This is a genomic window from Kitasatospora nipponensis (assembly GCF_039528135.1).
GTDB lineage: Bacteria > Actinomycetota > Actinomycetes > Streptomycetales > Streptomycetaceae > Kitasatospora > Kitasatospora nipponensis.
Genome location: NZ_BAAALF010000057.1, coordinates 1 through 16,696 on the forward strand (window position 1 = coordinate 1; position 16,696 = coordinate 16,696).

Annotated in this window: 8 protein-coding genes; 7 read left to right on the forward strand and 1 reads right to left on the reverse strand. The window is 74.1% G+C overall.

The window, feature by feature from the left end; all coding sequences use genetic code 11:
- The first annotated feature begins 335 nt into the window (after window positions 1–335).
- From ABD323_RS17775 to ABD323_RS17790, 4 genes are all read left to right on the forward strand, one after another.
- Complete coding sequence (locus ABD323_RS17775; RefSeq protein WP_344442627.1) at window positions 336–845, forward strand: DUF6912 family protein; 510 nt, start codon at window positions 336–338, stop codon at window positions 843–845.
- A 102-nt stretch (window positions 846–947) separates the two neighbouring features.
- Complete coding sequence (locus tag ABD323_RS17780; RefSeq protein ID WP_344442628.1) at window positions 948–1,604, forward strand: HAD family hydrolase; 657 nt, start codon at window positions 948–950, stop codon at window positions 1,602–1,604.
- An 83-nt stretch (window positions 1,605–1,687) separates the two neighbouring features.
- A complete protein-coding gene (gene pruA, locus ABD323_RS17785; protein WP_344442656.1) occupies window positions 1,688–3,301 on the forward strand; it encodes an L-glutamate gamma-semialdehyde dehydrogenase in 1,614 nt (537 codons plus the stop codon).
- 404 nt (window positions 3,302–3,705) lie between these two features.
- A complete protein-coding gene (locus tag ABD323_RS17790; RefSeq protein WP_344442629.1) occupies window positions 3,706–8,652 on the forward strand; it encodes an NAD-glutamate dehydrogenase in 4,947 nt (1,648 codons plus the stop codon).
- Between the two features lie 133 nt (window positions 8,653–8,785).
- Here the strand turns inward: ABD323_RS17790 and ABD323_RS17795 are convergent, their stop codons facing one another.
- Window positions 8,786–11,602: an FtsK/SpoIIIE domain-containing protein gene (locus ABD323_RS17795; protein ID WP_344442630.1), complete on the reverse strand. Its 2,817-nt coding sequence runs from the start codon at window positions 11,600–11,602 to the stop codon at window positions 8,786–8,788.
- 278 nt (window positions 11,603–11,880) lie between these two features.
- Here ABD323_RS17795 and ABD323_RS17800 point away from each other — a divergent pair, with 278 nt between their 5' ends.
- The 3 genes from ABD323_RS17800 to prfB all read left to right on the forward strand — a co-directional run bounded on the left by ABD323_RS17800 (window position 11,881) and on the right by prfB (window position 16,614).
- Window positions 11,881–13,950: a serine/threonine-protein kinase gene (locus ABD323_RS17800; RefSeq protein ID WP_344442631.1), complete on the forward strand. Its 2,070-nt coding sequence runs from the start codon at window positions 11,881–11,883 to the stop codon at window positions 13,948–13,950.
- Between the two features lie 168 nt (window positions 13,951–14,118).
- Window positions 14,119–15,495 carry a serine/threonine-protein kinase gene (locus tag ABD323_RS17805; RefSeq protein ID WP_344442633.1) on the forward strand — a complete coding sequence of 459 codons (1,377 nt, stop codon included), beginning with the start codon at window positions 14,119–14,121 and terminating at the stop codon, window positions 15,493–15,495.
- 9 nt (window positions 15,496–15,504) lie between these two features.
- Window positions 15,505–16,614 carry a peptide chain release factor 2 gene (prfB, locus tag ABD323_RS17810; protein WP_344442634.1) on the forward strand — a complete coding sequence of 370 codons (1,110 nt, stop codon included), beginning with the start codon at window positions 15,505–15,507 and terminating at the stop codon, window positions 16,612–16,614.
- Window positions 16,615–16,696: the final 82 nt, after the last annotated feature.

A 16,696-nucleotide genomic window follows, 5' to 3' on the forward strand; every position in this document is an offset into this window, starting at 1 on the left:
GGGCGCAGCGCGGTGGCGGTCATGGAGGGTGCTCCCGGGGTCTTCGGCGGCGGGCTGGGACGGTGACTGGTGTCGTCCGTGCTATCGGCGCCGCCACGCGTCGCTCAAGCGCTCGGGCCGGCCGCGTCGCCGGTCGCCCGGACGGCGGATTGACACGCCGTGGCGGCGCGCTGCGGGGCCTCGAGGGCCCTTCGGTGGCCGTCGGCCGGGTCGCCGCGGCGGGCGGCGATGCGCTCGAAGGGGTACACGCGGCCGCGTCCGGGTGATCGCGCGGGCCGTATTCTGTGGGGGTCGCCCGTTCCCGGCGACTCCCCACGAAGCGGAGCGTGCCCCCGATGCGTGTCTATGTGCCCACCACCCTGGCCGCGCTGGCCCAGGCGCACCCGGACGGCGCGCTGGAGCAGTCGCCGGCCTACGCGGTGACCCCGGCGCTGCGCGAGTGGTACGTCAGTGACGACATCGAGGAACTGGAGTACGCCGCGCTGGTGCGGGCCGCGCAGTCCTCGCTGCGCCTGCTGGCCGCCGACCCGGGCGCGCCGCGCCGCCGGGTGGTGGTGGCGCTGGACGTGCCGGACGCCGCGGTCAAGCCGTTCGCCGGTGACGAGTACCAGGACCAGCTCTCGCTGGGCCAGGTCGTGCTGGCCGCCCCGGTGCGCCTGGCCAAGGCCGCCGCGGTGCACGCGGACGCCGCCGACCCGGAGGTCGCCCAGGACGTGGCGACCGCGGCCGACGCCGTGACGGCGGCCGACGCGGGGGACGACGACGCGCAGTTCAGCGTCGACGGCGCCGAGGACCACGAGCTGCTCTGGTTCGCCACCCAGGAGATCCCCGGCCTGCTCGGCTAGGGCCTCTCGATGGGCCCGCCCGGCGGCGGGTCCGGCCCCCGCTCCACCTGTTGTCCGGCCGTAGGACACCCGGTTGTCAGTGGCAGCGGCTACCGTTCCGGGGTGCGAACTCATATCGTCTGGGACTGGAACGGAACGCTCTTCCACGACATGGAGGCCGTGGTCGACGCGAGCAACGCCGCGTTCGCCTCCGTCGGCGGCGAGCCGCTGACCATCGAGCAGTACCGCGCGCTGTACGAGATCCCGATCCCGCGGTTCTACCAGCGCGTGCTCGGTTTCCAGCCGAGCGGCGCGGAGTGGGAGCGGTTGGACGCCGCCTTCCAGGACCGCTACGCCCAGGTGAGCGGCGACTGCGCGCTGACCGAGGGCGCGGCCGAGCTGCTGGCCGGCTGGTCGGCCGCGGGCGGCACCCAGTCGCTGCTGTCGATGTACGCGCACGAGAAGCTGGTGCCCACCGTGCTGCGCTTCGGCATCGAGCGGCACTTCCTGCGGGTGGACGGCCGCACCGGTCCCTCGCACGGTCAGAAGGCCGCCTCGCTGGTGCGCCACCTGGCCGCGCTCGGTCCGGCGGTGGACCCCGCCCGCACGGTGCTGATCGGCGACGCGGCCGACGACGCGCTGGCCGCGCTGGAGGTCGGCGCGCACGCGGTGCTCTACACCGGCGGCTCGCACGTGCGGGAGAACCTCGAGCCGGTCGGCGTCCCGGTGGTGGACAGCCTGGCCGAGGCGGTCGAGCTGGCGAGGAAGATCACAGCCTGAGCGGTGTGTCGCCGCCGGGTCCCCGGCTCCGGGGTGGTCAATCTAGCCAGACCACTGTCCCCAGGAGCGGAGCCGCCATGCCCATCGACGCAGTGACCCGGGTGCCGGCGCCGGTCAACGAGCCGGCGCTCGGGTACCGACCCGGCAGCCCCGAGCGCCACCGCCTGCTGCGCCGGCTGGACGAACTGGCCGCCGAGCCGATCCCGTTGCCGATGACCATCGGCGGCCGGCAGCGCTTCGGCTCCGGCGAGCGGATCGACGTGGTCCAGCCGCACCACCACGCCGCCAAGCTCGGCGTGCTCGGCAACGCCACGCGCGAGGACGCCGTGCTCGCGGTGGACGCCGCGCTGGCGGCCGGGGCGCAGTGGCGCTCTCTTTCCTTCGACGACCGGGCGGCGGTCTTCCTGCGGGCCGCCGAACTGCTGGCCGGGCCCTGGCGCGAGACGCTGGCCGCGGCCACCATGCTCGGCCAGTCGAAGACCGCGCAGCAGGCCGAGATCGACTCCTCCTGCGAACTGGTCGACTTCTGGCGCTTCAACGTGCACTTCGCCCGGCAGATCCTGGCCGAGCAGCCGCACTCCGGGCCGGGGGTGTGGAACCGCACCGACCACCGCCCGCTGGAGGGCTTCGTCTACGCGATCACCCCCTTCAACTTCACGGCCATCGCCGGCAACCTGCCCACCGCCCCGGCGCTGCTGGGCAACACCGTGGTCTGGAAGCCCGCGCCGACCCAGACCTTCGCCGCCCACCACCTGATGCGCCTGCTGGAGGCGGCCGGCCTGCCGCCGGGCGTGATCAACCTGGTCACCGGCGACGGCCTGGCGCTCTCCGAGGTCGCGCTGAAGCACCGGGAGCTGGCCGGCCTGCACTTGACCGGCTCCACCCGCACCTTCCAGTCGCTCTGGCAGGGCATCGGCGCCAACATCACCGGCTACCGCACCTACCCGCGGATCGTCGGCGAGACCGGCGGCAAGGACTTCCTGATCGCGCACCCCTCCGCGGACCCGGACATCCTGCGCACCGCACTGATCAGCGGCGCCTTCGAGTACCAGGGGCAGAAGTGCTCGGCCCTCTCGCGCGCCTACCTGCCGCGCAGCCTCTGGTTGCGGATCAAGGACGAACTGCTGGCCGAGGTGGACGCGTTGACGGTGGGCGACGTCTCCGACCTGTCCAACTTCATGGGGGCGCTGATCGACGCCCGCGCCTTCGCCCGCAACCGGGACGCCATCGAGCGGGCCCGCCGGGACCCGACGGTGGAGCTGGTGGCCGGCGGCCAGTACGACGACGCGATCGGCTACTTCGTGCGCCCCACCGTGCTGGTCAGCTCCGACCAGCGCAACGAGATCTTCTCCACCGAGTACTTCGGCCCGATCCTGGCGGTGCAGGTCTACGAGGACTCCCGCTGGGAGGACGCGCTGCGCCGGGTGGACACCGCCGCCCCCTACGGACTGACCGGTTCGGTGATCGCCCAGGACCGCTACGCCATCGCGCAGGCCCTGGAGGCGCTGCGTTTCACGGCCGGCAACTTCTGCGTCAACGACAAGCCGACCGGCGCGGTGGTCGGCCAGCAACCCTTCGGCGGCGGCCGCGCCTCGGGCACCAACGACAAGGCCGGCGCGGCCGAGAACCTGCGGCGCTGGACGTCGGCGCGTTCGATCAAGGAGACCTTCGTGCCCTCGACCGAGCACCTGCACTGACCACCTGCGGCGTTGCGCGGGCGTGCCCCGAAGTGCGCCCCACCTGCGCCGACGTGCGCCGATGTGCGCCGACGGTGCTCCGACGCGCGCCGAGGGTGCCCCCGATGAGGGCTGGGACGTGAAGCAAGCCCCAAGAAGGTGGACAAGGTGTCCAGGAAGCAGCGATCTTCCTGCGGGTTTGCGCCTCCCTGTCCCCTGACACCCCGGTCCCCTCCGGTTAGGCTGGCTGGCGTCGCCGGGAGGTTCCGCAGGCCGAAAAACCTGTACTACCCAGGCGGAGGGCGGTTCATGCGTGCCTTGAGTCCCTTTCGCCTGGATTGTGCGGGAGGATGCGGACAGACCCGGCGGTGGAAACCCCGACACCACCGAGTCACGCAACGGCGCGCGACAGGAGCCAAACAGTCATGCAGACCAAGCTGGACGCAGCCAAGGCCGAGCTGCTCGCCAAGGCAGCAGCAGCCGCTGAGAACAGCCAGGTGGGGGGAGCGGCGCCAGGGGAAGGTCTGAGCAACGGCGCTCTGGCCGCTTACCTGCACCACTACTACCTCCACACGGCCCCCGAGGACCTGGTCGACCGCGACCCGGTCGACGTGTACGGGGCCGCGGCCTCCCACTACCGGCTGGGGCTCAAGCGTCCCCAGGGCACCGCCGAGGTCCGGGTCTCCACCCCGACCGTCGACGAGAACGGCTGGTCCAGCGGCCACACCGTGGTCGAGGTGGTCACCGACGACATGCCCTTCCTGGTCGACTCGGTCACCAACGAGCTGTCGCGCCAGAACCGCGCGATCCACCTGGTGATCCACCCGCAGCTGGTGGTCCGTCGCGACATCACCGGCAAGCTGCTGGAGATCCTGGACATCGACGCCTGCTCGCGCAGCCAGGCGGCCGGCGCCGACTGGCCCGCCGACGCGACCATCGAGTCCTGGATGCACGTCGAGATCGACCGGGAGACCGACCGCGAGGACCTGCACGCGATCGAGCGCGACCTGCGCCGCGTGCTGGGCGACGTCCGCGAGGTCGTCGAGGACTGGGCCAAGATGCGCACCTCCGCGCTGCGGCTGGCCGACGAGCTCGCCGAGGTGCCCCCGGCGCACCTGGCCGAGCAGGAGGTCGGCGAGGCCTGGGAGCTGATGCGCTGGCTGGCCGACGACCACTTCACCTTCCTCGGCTACCGCGAGTACGACCTGGTCGAGCACGAGGGCGAGGAGGTGCTGCGGGCCATTCCCGGCACCGGCCTGGGCATCCTGCGCTCCGACCCGCTCAGCATCGACACCGACCACCACCCGGTCAGCGAGTCCTTCGGCCGCCTGTCCGCCCCCGTCCGGGCGAAGGCGCACGAGAAGAAGCTGCTGGTGCTGACCAAGGCCAACTCGCGTGCCACCGTGCACCGTCCGGCCTACCTGGACTACGTCGGGGTGAAGAAGTTCGACGCCGCCGGCAACGTGGTGGGCGAGCGCCGCTTCCTGGGCCTGTTCTCCTCCGCCGCCTACACCGAGTCGGTCACCCGGATCCCGGTGGTGCGCCGCAAGGTGCAGGAGGTCGTGAACAGTTCGGGCTTCTCCAGCGAGAGCCACGACGGCCGGGACCTGCTGCAGATCCTGGAGACCTTCCCGCGCGACGAGATCTTCCAGACGCCCGCCGAGGAGCTGCTGCAGATCTCCAGCAGCGTGCTGTACCTCCAGGAGCGCCGCAAGCTGCGGCTGTTCCTGCGTCAGGACGAGTACGGGCGCTACTTCTCCGCGCTGGTCTACCTGCCGCGCGACCGCTACACCACCCGCATCCGGTTGCGCCTGATGGACATCCTGATGCAGGAGCTGAACGGCGCGACCATCGACTACACGGTCTGGTCCACCGAGTCGGTGCTGACCCGGCTGCACTTCGTGGTCCGGGTCGCCCCCGGCAGCGAGCTGCCCGAGCTGACCGAGGCCGAGGTCGAGCGGATCGAGGCCAAGCTGGCCGAGGCCGCGCGCTTCTGGATGGACGGCTTCAACGACCAGCTGCACATCGAGCTGGGCGAGGAGCGGGCCGCCGAGCTGGCGCACAAGTACGCCAACGCCTTCCCCGACGGCTACCGCGCCGACTTCACCGCGCGCACCGCCGTCGCCGACCTCAAGCAGATCGAGTCGCTGCACGGTGAGGGCGACTTCCGCCTCAACCTGTACCAGCCGGTCGGCGCGGGCGACGACGAGCGCCGCTTCAAGATCTACCGGGTCGGCGGTCCGATCTCGCTGACCGAGGTGCTCCCGGTGCTGCAGCGCCTGGGCGTCGAGGTGCTCGACGAGCACCCGTACGCGCTGCGCCGCTCGGACAACACCACCGCCTGGGTCTACGACTTCGGCCTGAAGGTGCGCGAGGCCGCCGAGCTGACCGACGAGGCCCGCGAGCGCTTCCAGGAGGCCTTCGCCGCCACCTGGATGGGCCGCGCCGAGAACGACGGCTTCAACGGGCTGATCCTGACCGCCGGTCTGACCTGGCGCCAGGCGGTCGTGCTGCGCGCGTACGCCAAGTACCTGCGGCAGGCCGGCAGCACCTTCTCGCAGGACTACATGGAGGACGCGCTCCGCAACAACGCGCACACCACCCGCCTGCTGGTGAACCTCTTCGAGGCCCGCCTGAGCCCCAGCCACCAGCTGGGCGCCGGCGAGCTGGGCGAGGCGATCCTGGAGGAGCTGGACGGCGCGCTGGACGAGGTCGTCTCGCTGGACGAGGACCGCATCCTGCGCTCCTTCCTGCACCTGATCAAGGCCACCCTGCGGACCAACTTCTTCCAGCGCACGGCCGGTGGCGACTGGCACGCGTACGTGTCGATGAAGTTCGACCCGCACGCCATCCCCGATCTGCCGGCGCCCCGCCCGGCGTTCGAGATCTGGGTCTACTCGCCGCAGGTCGAGGGCGTGCACCTGCGCTTCGGCAAGGTCGCCCGCGGCGGTCTGCGCTGGTCCGACCGGCGCGAGGACTTCCGCACCGAGATCCTGGGCCTGGTCAAGGCCCAGATGGTCAAGAACACCGTGATCGTCCCGGTCGGCGCCAAGGGCGGCTTCGTCGCCAAGCAGCTGCCGGACCCCTCGGTGGACCGCGACGCCTGGCTGGCCGAGGGCATCTCCTCGTACAAGACGTTCATCTCGGCGCTGCTGGACATCACCGACAACCTCAAGGCCGGCCAGGTCGTCCACCCGGTCGACGTGGTGCGCCACGACGAGGACGACACCTACCTGGTGGTCGCCGCCGACAAGGGCACCGCGACCTTCTCGGACATCGCCAACGGGGTGGCCGAGAGCTACGGCTTCTGGCTGGGCGACGCGTTCGCCTCCGGCGGCTCGGCCGGCTACGACCACAAGGGCATGGGCATCACCGCCCGCGGTGCCTGGGAGTCGGTCAAGCGCAACTTCCGCGAGCTGGGCGTCGACACGCAGTCCGAGGACTTCACCGTCGTCGGCATCGGCGACATGTCCGGTGACGTCTTCGGCAACGGCATGCTGCTCAGCGAGCACATCCGGCTGGTCGCGGCCTTCGACCACCGGCACATCTTCCTGGACCCGAACCCGGACGCGGCGGCCTCCTTCGCCGAGCGCCGCCGGCTCTTCGACCTGCCGCGCAGCTCCTGGGACGACTACGACAAGTCGCTGATCTCGGCCGGCGGCGGGGTCTTCCCGCGCAGCGCCAAGTCGATCCAGCTGACCGCGCAGGTCCGAGCGGCGCTCGGCCTGGAGGTCGGCAAGGTCACGCCGGCCGAGCTGATGAAGATGATCCTTCAGGCGCCCGTCGACCTGTTCTGGAACGGCGGCATCGGCACCTACGTCAAGGCCGAGCGGGAGACCAACGCGGACGTCGGCGACAAGGCCAACGACGCGATCCGGGTCAACGGCAACCAGATCCGGGCCCGCGTGATCGGCGAGGGCGGCAACCTCGGCTGCACCCAGCTGGGCCGCATCGAGTACGCGCAGAGCGGCGGACCGCAGGGCACCGGCGGCTGGATCAACACCGACGCCATCGACAACTCGGCCGGCGTGGACACCTCGGACCACGAGGTGAACATCAAGATCCTGCTCAACCAGGTGGTCGCCGAGGGCGACATGACGGTCAAGCAGCGCAACGCCCTGCTGGCCGAGATGACCGAGGAGGTCGGTCACCTGGTGCTGCGCAACAACTACGCGCAGAACGTGGTGCTGGCCAACGCGGTGGCCCAGGCGCACAGCATGGTCAACGTGCACTCGCGGATGATCAACCGGCTGGAGGCCGACGGCCTGCTGGACCGGTCGCTGGAGTTCCTGCCCAGCGAGAAGCAGCTGAAGGAGCGCCAGCAGACCGGCTTCGGGCTCAGCCAGCCCGAGCTCTCGGTGCTGCTCGCCTACACGAAGATCACGCTGGCCGACGAGCTGCTCGCCACCGAGCTGCCCGACGACCCGTACTTCCGCGACACCCTGCACCTGTACTTCCCGACCGCGCTGCGCCAGCGGTTCGCCGAGGCGGTGGACAACCACGCGCTGCGCCGCGAGATCATCACCACGCTGATCGTCAACGACACGATCAACCGCGGTGGTTGCACCTTCGCCTTCCGGCTGCGCGAGGAGACCGGCGCGACCTACGAGGAGATCGCCCGGACCCACACCGCCGCCCGGGCCGTCTTCGGCCTGGAGACGATCTGGGACCAGGTCGAGGAGCTGGACAACCAGGTCCAGGCCGAGGTGCAGCTGCAGATGCGCCTGCACTCGCGCCGGCTGGTCGAGCGGGCCACCCGCTGGATGCTCAACAACCGCCGCCAGCCGCTGGACATCGCCGCCACCATCGCGTTCTTCCAGGAGCGGGTGGACCAGGTGTGGACCAGCCTGCCCAAGCCGCTGCGCGGCGAGGACGCGGCCTGGTTCGAGAAGATCTACGAGGAGCTGACCTCCGCCGGAGTGCCGCAGGCGCTGGCCGCGCGGGTCTCCGGCCTCTCCTCGGCCTTCCCGACGCTGGACATCACCGAGGTCGCCGACCGTTCCGGCAAGGAGGTCGACGAGGTCGCCGACGTCTACTACGACCTCGGTGACCGGCTGGGCATCTCGCACCTGCTGGACCGGATCATCGAGCTGCCGCGCACCGACCGGTGGTCCTCGATGGCCCGTGCGGCGATCCGCGAGGACCTGTTCGCGGCGCACGCCGTGCTGACGGCCGACATCCTGGCCTGCGGGCCGCAGGGCGCGACCGCGCAGGAGCGCCACGACGCCTGGGCCGAGCTGAACGGCACGCTGCTCAGCCGGGCCCGCACCACGCTGGACGACATAAGGGGTTCGGACATCTACGAGCTGTCCAGCCTCTCGGTCGCCATGCGGGTCATCCGCACGCTGCTGCGCACGGGATCGATGCGCTGAGCCGGTGAGTGAGGCGGGGCCGCACCCTTCGGGGTGCGGCCCCGTCGGCGTTCCGGGCCGGGTGGCGTTCCTCCCCGGGTGGCGTTTCGGCCCGGGGAGCGGCCCGGCCGGCGGGGCGGGTGCCGCCGTGGCGTCAGGGCCGCTCGGCCGCCCGCTGCAGGGCGCTGGCCAGCAGCGCCAGGTCGGTCGGCCCGTTGCCCAGCTCGCGCACCGGCCGACGGGTCGGCGGGGCGCCCTGCTGGGCCGGGTCTATCGCGACCACGGTCGGGCGCAGGGTGGCCGTGCGCGGGATCCGGCCGCTGACCCGGGCGGTCTGGAAGGCCAGCACCGCGCCGTCGGGACGGCGCAGGTAACCGCGGCCCGGGGTCTGCTCGGGCAGCGCGGCCGCGTCGTCCACGTGCACCAGCAGCTCGGAGTCGCCGGGGTGGTCGGTGCGCAGGGCGATCCGCCACAGGGCGGCCTCGTCCAGCTCGCTGCCCGCGCTCAGCTCGGGCCGCCCGGTGCTGGCCACCAGGTGCACGCCCAGCGGCCCGCCGCGCTGGGCGGCCGCCGCCAGGGCGCGGGCCAGCGGGCGGCCGGCCGGCGAGGTGGGGGCGAGCAGGGCGTCGTAGTCGTCCACCACCACGACCAGCCGGGCGGGCAGCGCGGCGGCGGGCGGGGCGGTGACGGTCGCCACCGAGGCGCCGGTCATCGAGGTGCCGGTCATCGTGGCGCCGGGCGCGGCCGGGAGCTGCTCGCCGCGCGGGCGGCCGAGCCGGCCCGTCGGACGCTCCAACGGGGCCGCCGCGGTGTGCGCGGTGAGCACCTGCTCGGCGTACCAGGCGGTGAACCCCCGGCCGGCGAAGAGCTCCTCGCGGTGCGCGAGCTCCTCCAGCAGCGACTCGGCGGTGAGGTGGGCCCGGCGCGGATCGGCGGCGGCGTCCAGCTGGGCGGTGACGTGCGGCAGCTCGGCGCAGCCGGCGAGCGCGGCGTCGCGGCCGCCGACCAGCAGGACCTGCAGCCGGTCGGGGCGCTCGCCGACCGCCAGCGAGGCGACCAGGGTGCGCAGCAGCTCGCTCTTGCCGGCTCCGCGGGCGCCGCCGATCAGCAGGTGCTGGTGCCGCGCCGGGTCGGGTCCGGCCAGGTCGACGGTGCACAGGTCGTCGCGGGTGGTGCCGAGCAGCGCGGCGGCGGTGCCGGTGGTGCTGGGCAGGTCCTCCCAGCGGGCGGAGAGCTTGGCGGGGGTGACGGTGTCCAGCTCCAGCAGGTCGAGCAGGCGCAGCGCGTCCGGCAGCGGGCCGCGGGCGGTGGGGACCGCCTCGCGCAGCGGGGCCAGCGCGCGGGCCAGCCGCTCGGCCCAGGGGGCCGAGACGGCGTCCAGCGTGACGTCCTCGATCCGCTCGCGCTCGCCGTCGGCGGTGGGGCGCTCGACGGTCAGCAGGGTGGCGACCTCGCCGGTGACGGTCGCGGTGGCGCCCAGGCCGGCCGGCAGCTGCCCGGGCCGCTCGGCGAGGCAGAGCGTGAAGACGCCGGAGGCCGGGCCCATCCGCAGCAGCCGGGCCAGCGCCTCGCGAGCCCGCTGCGAGCCGAGGTCGCCGTCCACCAGCAGGACGGTGGCGGGCGGCGCCGCGCCGTCCGCGGGGTGCTCGGCGAGCGCGAGCAGTTCGGCCAGCCGCTCCTCGGCCTGCGGCCGGTCCAGCCCGACCAGCAGCCGGCAGTCCTGCCCGAGCCCGGGCCGCAGGTGCGGCAGCCAGAGCGACCACGCCCACCGGGCGGTGCGCTCCTCCAGCGGGACCTGCTCGTCGGCGCTGACCACCACCAGGCTCAGGCCGCTCGGCGGGTGCAGCGCGGCCAGCTGGGCGACCAGCGCCCGGGCCAGCGCGTGCAGCCGCTCGGGCGGGCCGACCAGGCCCAGGCCGCCGGCCGCCTGGAGGTCGACGGTGACCGGGACGGCGGGCAGCACCGTGCCGGGGGTGGTGCCGGGGCCGCCGGGCCGGTCCGCGGTGCCCAGCCGCAGGGTGAGCGCGTCGGGATGGGCGGGCACCCGCTCCCAGAGCCGGGGTCCGGGGCCGAGCGCGTTGAGCAGCAGGGTGGCCGCGTCGGGCCAGCGTTCGCGCTGGGCGGTGGCCTGGCGCACCCGGGCCCGCAGGTGCTGGCGGGCGGCGTCGGCGGAGGGGGTGGCCGGCGTGCGCGCGCCCTCGGCGCGGCCCAGGCGGCGGGAGAGCAGCGAGCGGGCCCGGCCGGTGGTGCTGGCGGCGGCCGGTTCGGGCTCCGCGGTGGCGGGGGCGGGCGGGCGGCCGGGGCGCGGCGGCGCGCTGACCTGGAGGTGGCCCAGGCCGTCGGGCGTGGTGGGCCGGGTCTGCTCGGCGGGCGGCGCGGCGGCGAGCGCCACGGTGGACTCGCCCAGCCGCAGCAGGGCGCCCTCGGGCAGTGGCTGCGGCTCGGCGCCGACCGGCCGGCCGTCCAGCGCGGTGCCGTTGGTGGAGCCGAGGTCGTGGACCGTCACCTCGCCGTCGGCGGACAGGTGCAGGGCCAGGTGCAGGCGGGAGACGTCGGGGTCGTCGAGCGGGACGTCGGCCTCGCTGGAGCGGCCCAGGCGCACCTGGCGGCCGTGCAGGCGGTGCACGCCGCCGGCGTCCGGGCCGCCGACCACGCGCAGCTCCACGGTGTCGTCGCCCGGGTGGGCGGCGGGGGCGGAGTCGGCCTCGGGGTCGGGCTCGCCGAGCGCGAGCACGGCGCCGTCCAGCAGCGGGGGGTGGCCCAGCGGGGTGCGGTCGTCGATCCGGCGGCTGCCGGCGTACAGGTGCACATGGGTGGCGCTGCGTGGCCCGCGCACGCCCACGGCGCCGGCCAGGGCGACGGAGACCGCCCCGAGCGCCGTGCCGACGGGTGCGGTGACCAGCACGTCGGTGGCGGGTGCGGGCAGGCCGGCGCCGGTGCGGGGCCGGAGGACCGTCAGCCGGATCTGCATCGCGCCCGGGGTTCCCCTCTGCTCGTGATGAGTGTTGGACCACAGGAGTGCTAGGCGTCATCCTGCCACCCGGGACTGACAGTCCGTGCACCGTACCGGATTTGACGATCTTGTGATCATCGCCATGGTGAAGCCGACCGGGACTCAGGTCAAGGCGGTTCGCCGCCGCCCACCGGGGCCGTGTGAGCACTCCTCCGGGTCGGGCTGGACGGACACCGTTAGAGTTGCCGCACGGACGGGCTCGGGCCCGCGGCATCGCAGGACGAGGAGTTCACCAGGTGCGCCCGGTAGGCAGCAAGTATCTGCTCGAGGAGGCCCTCGGGCGCGGTGCCACGGGTACCGTCTGGCGGGGCCGGGTGCGCGAGGAGGCCGGGCTGCCGGAGCTGCGTGCCGGCCAGACGGTCGCGGTCAAGGTGCTCAAGGAGGAGCTGGCCGCCGACCCCGACATCGTGCTGCGCTTCCTGCGCGAGCGCTCGGTGCTGCTGCGGCTGAACCACCCCAACATCGTGCGGGTGCGCGACCTGGTCGTCGAGGGCGAGCTGCTCGCCCTGGTGATGGACCTGGTGGACGGCCCCGACCTCTACCGCTACCTGCGCACCAACGGTCCGCTCAGCCCGATCGCCGCCGCCCTGCTGATGGCGCAGATCGCCGACGCGCTGGCGGTCAGCCACGCGGACGGCGTGGTGCACCGCGACCTCAAGCCCGCCAACGTGCTGCTCGCCACGGTGCACGCCGAGGGGCAGGGCGAGCAGCTGCACCCGATGCTCACCGACTTCGGCATCGCCCGGCTGGCCGACTCCCCGGGCATCACCAGGACCAGCGAGTTCGTCGGCACCCCGAGCTACGTGGCGCCCGAGTCCGCCACCGGGCAGCCGCAGACCTCCGCGGTGGACGTCTACGGCGCCGGCATCATGCTCTACGAACTGGTCACCGGCCGCCTGCCGTTCCAGGGCGACGGGCCGATCCAGCTGCTCCAGGCGCACCTCACCCAGGAGCCGGTGCGCCCGCCGGGCATGCCCGAGCCGCTGTGGACGGTGGTCGAGCGCTGCCTGCGCAAGGACCCCGCCCAGCGTCCCGGCGCCACCTCGCTGGCCCGGGCGCTGCGGGTGGTGGCGGCCGGGGTCGGCGTGCACGCCTCGCCGGCCGCGGTGGACGCCGCGCTCGAGGTGGGCGCGCTGCTGCTGCCCGACGAGCGCCCGGCCGAGGTGCCGTCGAACGGCCAGGCCCCGGCGGGCCCCGGCAGCACGGTGCCCGGTGGGGTGGCCCTGGGCGTCCCGCCGGCGCCGGTCGGGGCGTACAACCCGGCGGCGGCCACCCAGGTCATGCCGCAGGGCTCGGTGGCCGCGCCCGCGATGCCCGGCGCGGCCGGCTACGGCGGCCCCGCGGGCTCCGAGGACCGCACCCGGATGATGCCCGCCGGCCCGGTGCCGGGCGGCCCCGCCGGCCCGCCGGCCCCGCCCGCCGCCCCCGCACCCGAGGGGCCGCACCCGTGGCAGAACCAGCTGCGGGCCGCCCGGGACCGCAACCAGGCCACCCAGGTCTTCTCCGCGGAGGACTTCGCGACCCCCCAGCAGGCCCCGCCGCCCTACCAGGGTGGCCAGCAGCGCCCGGCCCCCGGCTACCCGCCGCAGGGCGGTCAGCCGCGGCCGGGTGGCTACCCCGAGCCGGGGTACCCGCCACAGGGCGGCTACCCGCAGCAGTCCCCGCAGCCGGGCTACCCGCCGCCGGGTCACCAGCAGCCCGGCGGCTACCCGCCGCCGCCCGCCCCGGGCGGCGACCAGCGCCGGGCCGACCCGCGCCAGGGCGACGGCGGCCGGGCCGGCTACGGGCGCCAGGAGCGCCCGCCGGTGGCACCGCCGCCCTACCAGGCCCGGCGCGACCAGCAGCAGGCCGGTCCCGGCTACCGCGAGCCCCAGCCGTACGGCGGCGCCGAGCGCGGCCGCGGCGAGTCCTACGGCGACCCGTACGGCGAGCCGCCCACGGGCCGGCCCTCGCCGGGCCGGGCGCCGCAGGGCAGGGCGGCCGGGGCCGCCCCCGCGCACCGTCCCGAGCCGCAGCCCCAGCACCGCCCGGAGCCGCCGGTCGCGCGCGAGCCGCAACCGGAGCGCGCGCCGGAGCGCGAGCCCCGGCCCAGCCGCGAGCCGCGCCGGCGCAGTCGCAACCGGATGTACATCCCGGGGCTCGGCTGCCTCAAGGGCTGCCTGATGGTCCTGCTGATCCTGGCGGTCGCCGCCCTGGCGCTGTGGAACTTCACGCCACTGCCCCAGTACTGGGCCGATGTCCAGCACTGGTACTCCGAGAGCAGCAGCTGGGTGAGCACCACCTGGCACTCCGTCACGGGGAACTGACGGACCGCCACCGGGTCCTCGGCTTTGCAGCTTTGTCGACAATGGCTGCCCCGAGGTCCCGCAGAGGGGGCCCGGACGCGTAGGTTGGTCGGCGACGCACCGACCTAACCGAGCGGTTCCGGGCCCCAGCGGCGCCCCGGGAGCGCTCCCGCCGCCCACGGAGCAGCATTGGCACGCAAGATCGGCAGCCGGTACACCGTGCACCAGGTGATCGGTCGGGGGTCCGCCGGCACCGTGTGGCTGGGTGAGGGCCCCGACGGACCGGTGGCCGTCAAGCTGCTGCGCGAGGACCTCGCCACCGACCAGGTGCTGGTGGGCCGTTTCGTCCAGGAGCGGGCCGCGCTGACCAGCCTGGACCACCCCCGGGTGGTCGGGGTGCGCGACATGGTGGTGGACGGTGACGACCTCGCCCTGGTGATGGAGCTGGTGCACGGCACCGACCTGCGCTCGCGGCTGGAGCGCGAGGGGGTGCTGCCGCCGCAGGCCGCGGTCGCGGTGATCGCCGACGTCGCGGACGGCCTGGCCGCCGCGCACGCCGCCGGCATCGTGCACCGCGACGTCAAGCCGGAGAACGTGATGCTCGACCTGGCGGCCCCGCCGGGCCCGGGCGGCGCGCCGCGCGCCAAGCTCACCGACTTCGGCATCGCGCGCCTGGTCGACGCCCCGCGCCGGACCCGGGCCACCCGGATCATCGGGACGCCCGACTACCTGGCCCCCGAGATCATCGAGGGCCTGGAGCCGCGGGCCGCCGTCGACATCTACGCGCTGGCCACCGTGCTGTACGAACTGATCGCCGGCTTCACCCCGTTCGGCGGCGGCCACACCGGAGCGGTGCTGCGCCGGCACGTCACCGAGAGCGTGCCGCCGGTGCCCGGCCTGCCGGACGGCCTGTGGCGGATCATCGCCGAGTGCCTGGCCAAGGCACCCGCCTCGCGGCTGCGCGCCGACGAGCTGGCCGAGCGGCTGCGCGAGCAGCTGGCGGCGCTGGCCGGACTGCCGCCGCTGGCGCTGCCCGCGCAGGGCCGCCCGGCCGCCGAGGAACAGCTGACGCCCGCCGAGGCGGTCTACGCCGAGGTGGAGACCGGCAGCGGCGCGCACCGCCGTCGGCGCGGGCCGGCCGTCCCGCTGGTCTCCTCGCCCGCCCCCGACTCCACCCGCGACACCCACACCAGCCTGCGCCGCCCCAGCCCCGAGGAGCTGGCCGGTTACGCCGCGCAGTCCCGCGCCCAGCGGGCCGCCCCGCCCGCCGCAGGCCACCGCCGCGGACGCCAGGCGCTGGTGCGCCGGCGCCGGCTGCTGGCGGTGCTGCTCGCCGTGGTGCTGCTGCTGGCGGGCGCGGCCGCCGCGTACGCCGCCTTCGCGCACGGCTCGGGAGCGGGCGGCTCGGGCGCGCACCGCCCGGGTGCGCACGGGTCGGCGGCGGCGCACGCGGCGACGGCCGACAGGACGGTGGCGAACGGAACGGTGCCGCAGGGGGCGCCGGGCGCGGTCCCCGCGGCGGCCGGAGGCTACCGGCCGGTCCCGGTGCCCGCCGCCAACCATTAGGCTGGTGGCGTGGCAGCCGTCGATCCTTCCGAAGAGCTCAAGAACCTCGATACGACCATGGGGTCGATCGAGGCCGTCCTCGACCTGGACAAGATCCGGGCCGACATCGAACGACTGGAGGAGGAGGCAGCCGCCCCCGCCCTCTGGGACGACGTCGCGAACGCGCAGAAGGTCACCAGCCGGCTCTCCTTCCTGCAGGGCGAGCTGCGTCGCGTCGAGAACCTGCGCAGCCGGATCGAGGACGTCGAGGTCCTCTTCGAGCTGGCCGAGGCCGAGGGCGACGCGGACACCCGCGCCGAGGCCGAGACCGAGCTGGCCAGCGTCAAGAAGGCCGTCGAGGAGCTGGAGGTCCGCACCCTCCTGTCCGGCGAGTACGACGCCCGCGAGGCGCTGGTCAACATCCGCGCCGAGGCCGGTGGCGTGGACGCCGCCGACTTCGCCGAGCAGCTGATGCGGATGTACCTGCGCTGGGCCGAGCGGCACGGCTACCCGACCGAGGTCTACGACACCTCGTACGCGGAGGAGGCCGGCATCAAGTCCGCCACCTTCTCGGTGAAGGTGCCCTACGCGTACGGCACGCTCTCGGTCGAGCAGGGCACCCACCGCCTGGTGCGCATCTCGCCGTTCGACAACCAGGGCCGCCGGCAGACCTCCTTCGCCGGTGTCGAGGTGCTCCCGGTCGTCGAGCAGAGCGACCACGTGGACATCGACGAGGGCGAGCTGCGGATCGACGTGTACCGCGCGTCGGGCCCCGGTGGCCAGGGCGTCAACACCACCGACTCGGCGGTGCGGATCACCCACCTGCCGACCGGCATCGTGGTCTCCTGCCAGAACGAGCGCTCGCAGATCCAGAACAAGGCCTCGGCGATGAACGTGCTGCAGGCCAAGCTGCTGGAGCGGCGCCGGCAGGAGGAGAAGGCCCGGATGGACTCGCTGAAGGACGGCGGCAGCTCCTGGGGCAACCAGATGCGCTCCTACGTCCTGCACCCGTACCAGATGGTCAAGGACCTGCGCACCGAGTACGAGGTGGGCAACCCGCAGGCCGTGCTGGACGGCGACATCGACGCCTTCATCGAGGCGGGCATCCGCTGGCGCAAGCAGAGCGAGGCCGCCGAGTAGGCGTTCCGCGCAGCGGGACGCGGTGACGCGACGCGAGAGGGGCCCCCGGTCGAACCGGGGGCCCCTCTCGCATCAGCGCGTG

What these genes read in the sequence shown, in the direction of transcription:
- ABD323_RS17775 (WP_344442627.1), top strand. Translation starts at nt 336, where the DNA reads ATGCGTGTCTATGTGCCCACCACCCTGGCCGCGCTGGCCCAGGCGCAC.
- ABD323_RS17790 (WP_344442629.1), top strand. Translation starts at nt 3,706, where the DNA reads ATGCAGACCAAGCTGGACGCAGCCAAGGCCGAGCTGCTCGCCAAGGCA.
- ABD323_RS17795 (WP_344442630.1), bottom strand. Translation starts at nt 11,602, where the DNA reads ATGCAGATCCGGCTGACGGTCCTCCGGCCCCGCACCGGCGCCGGCCTG.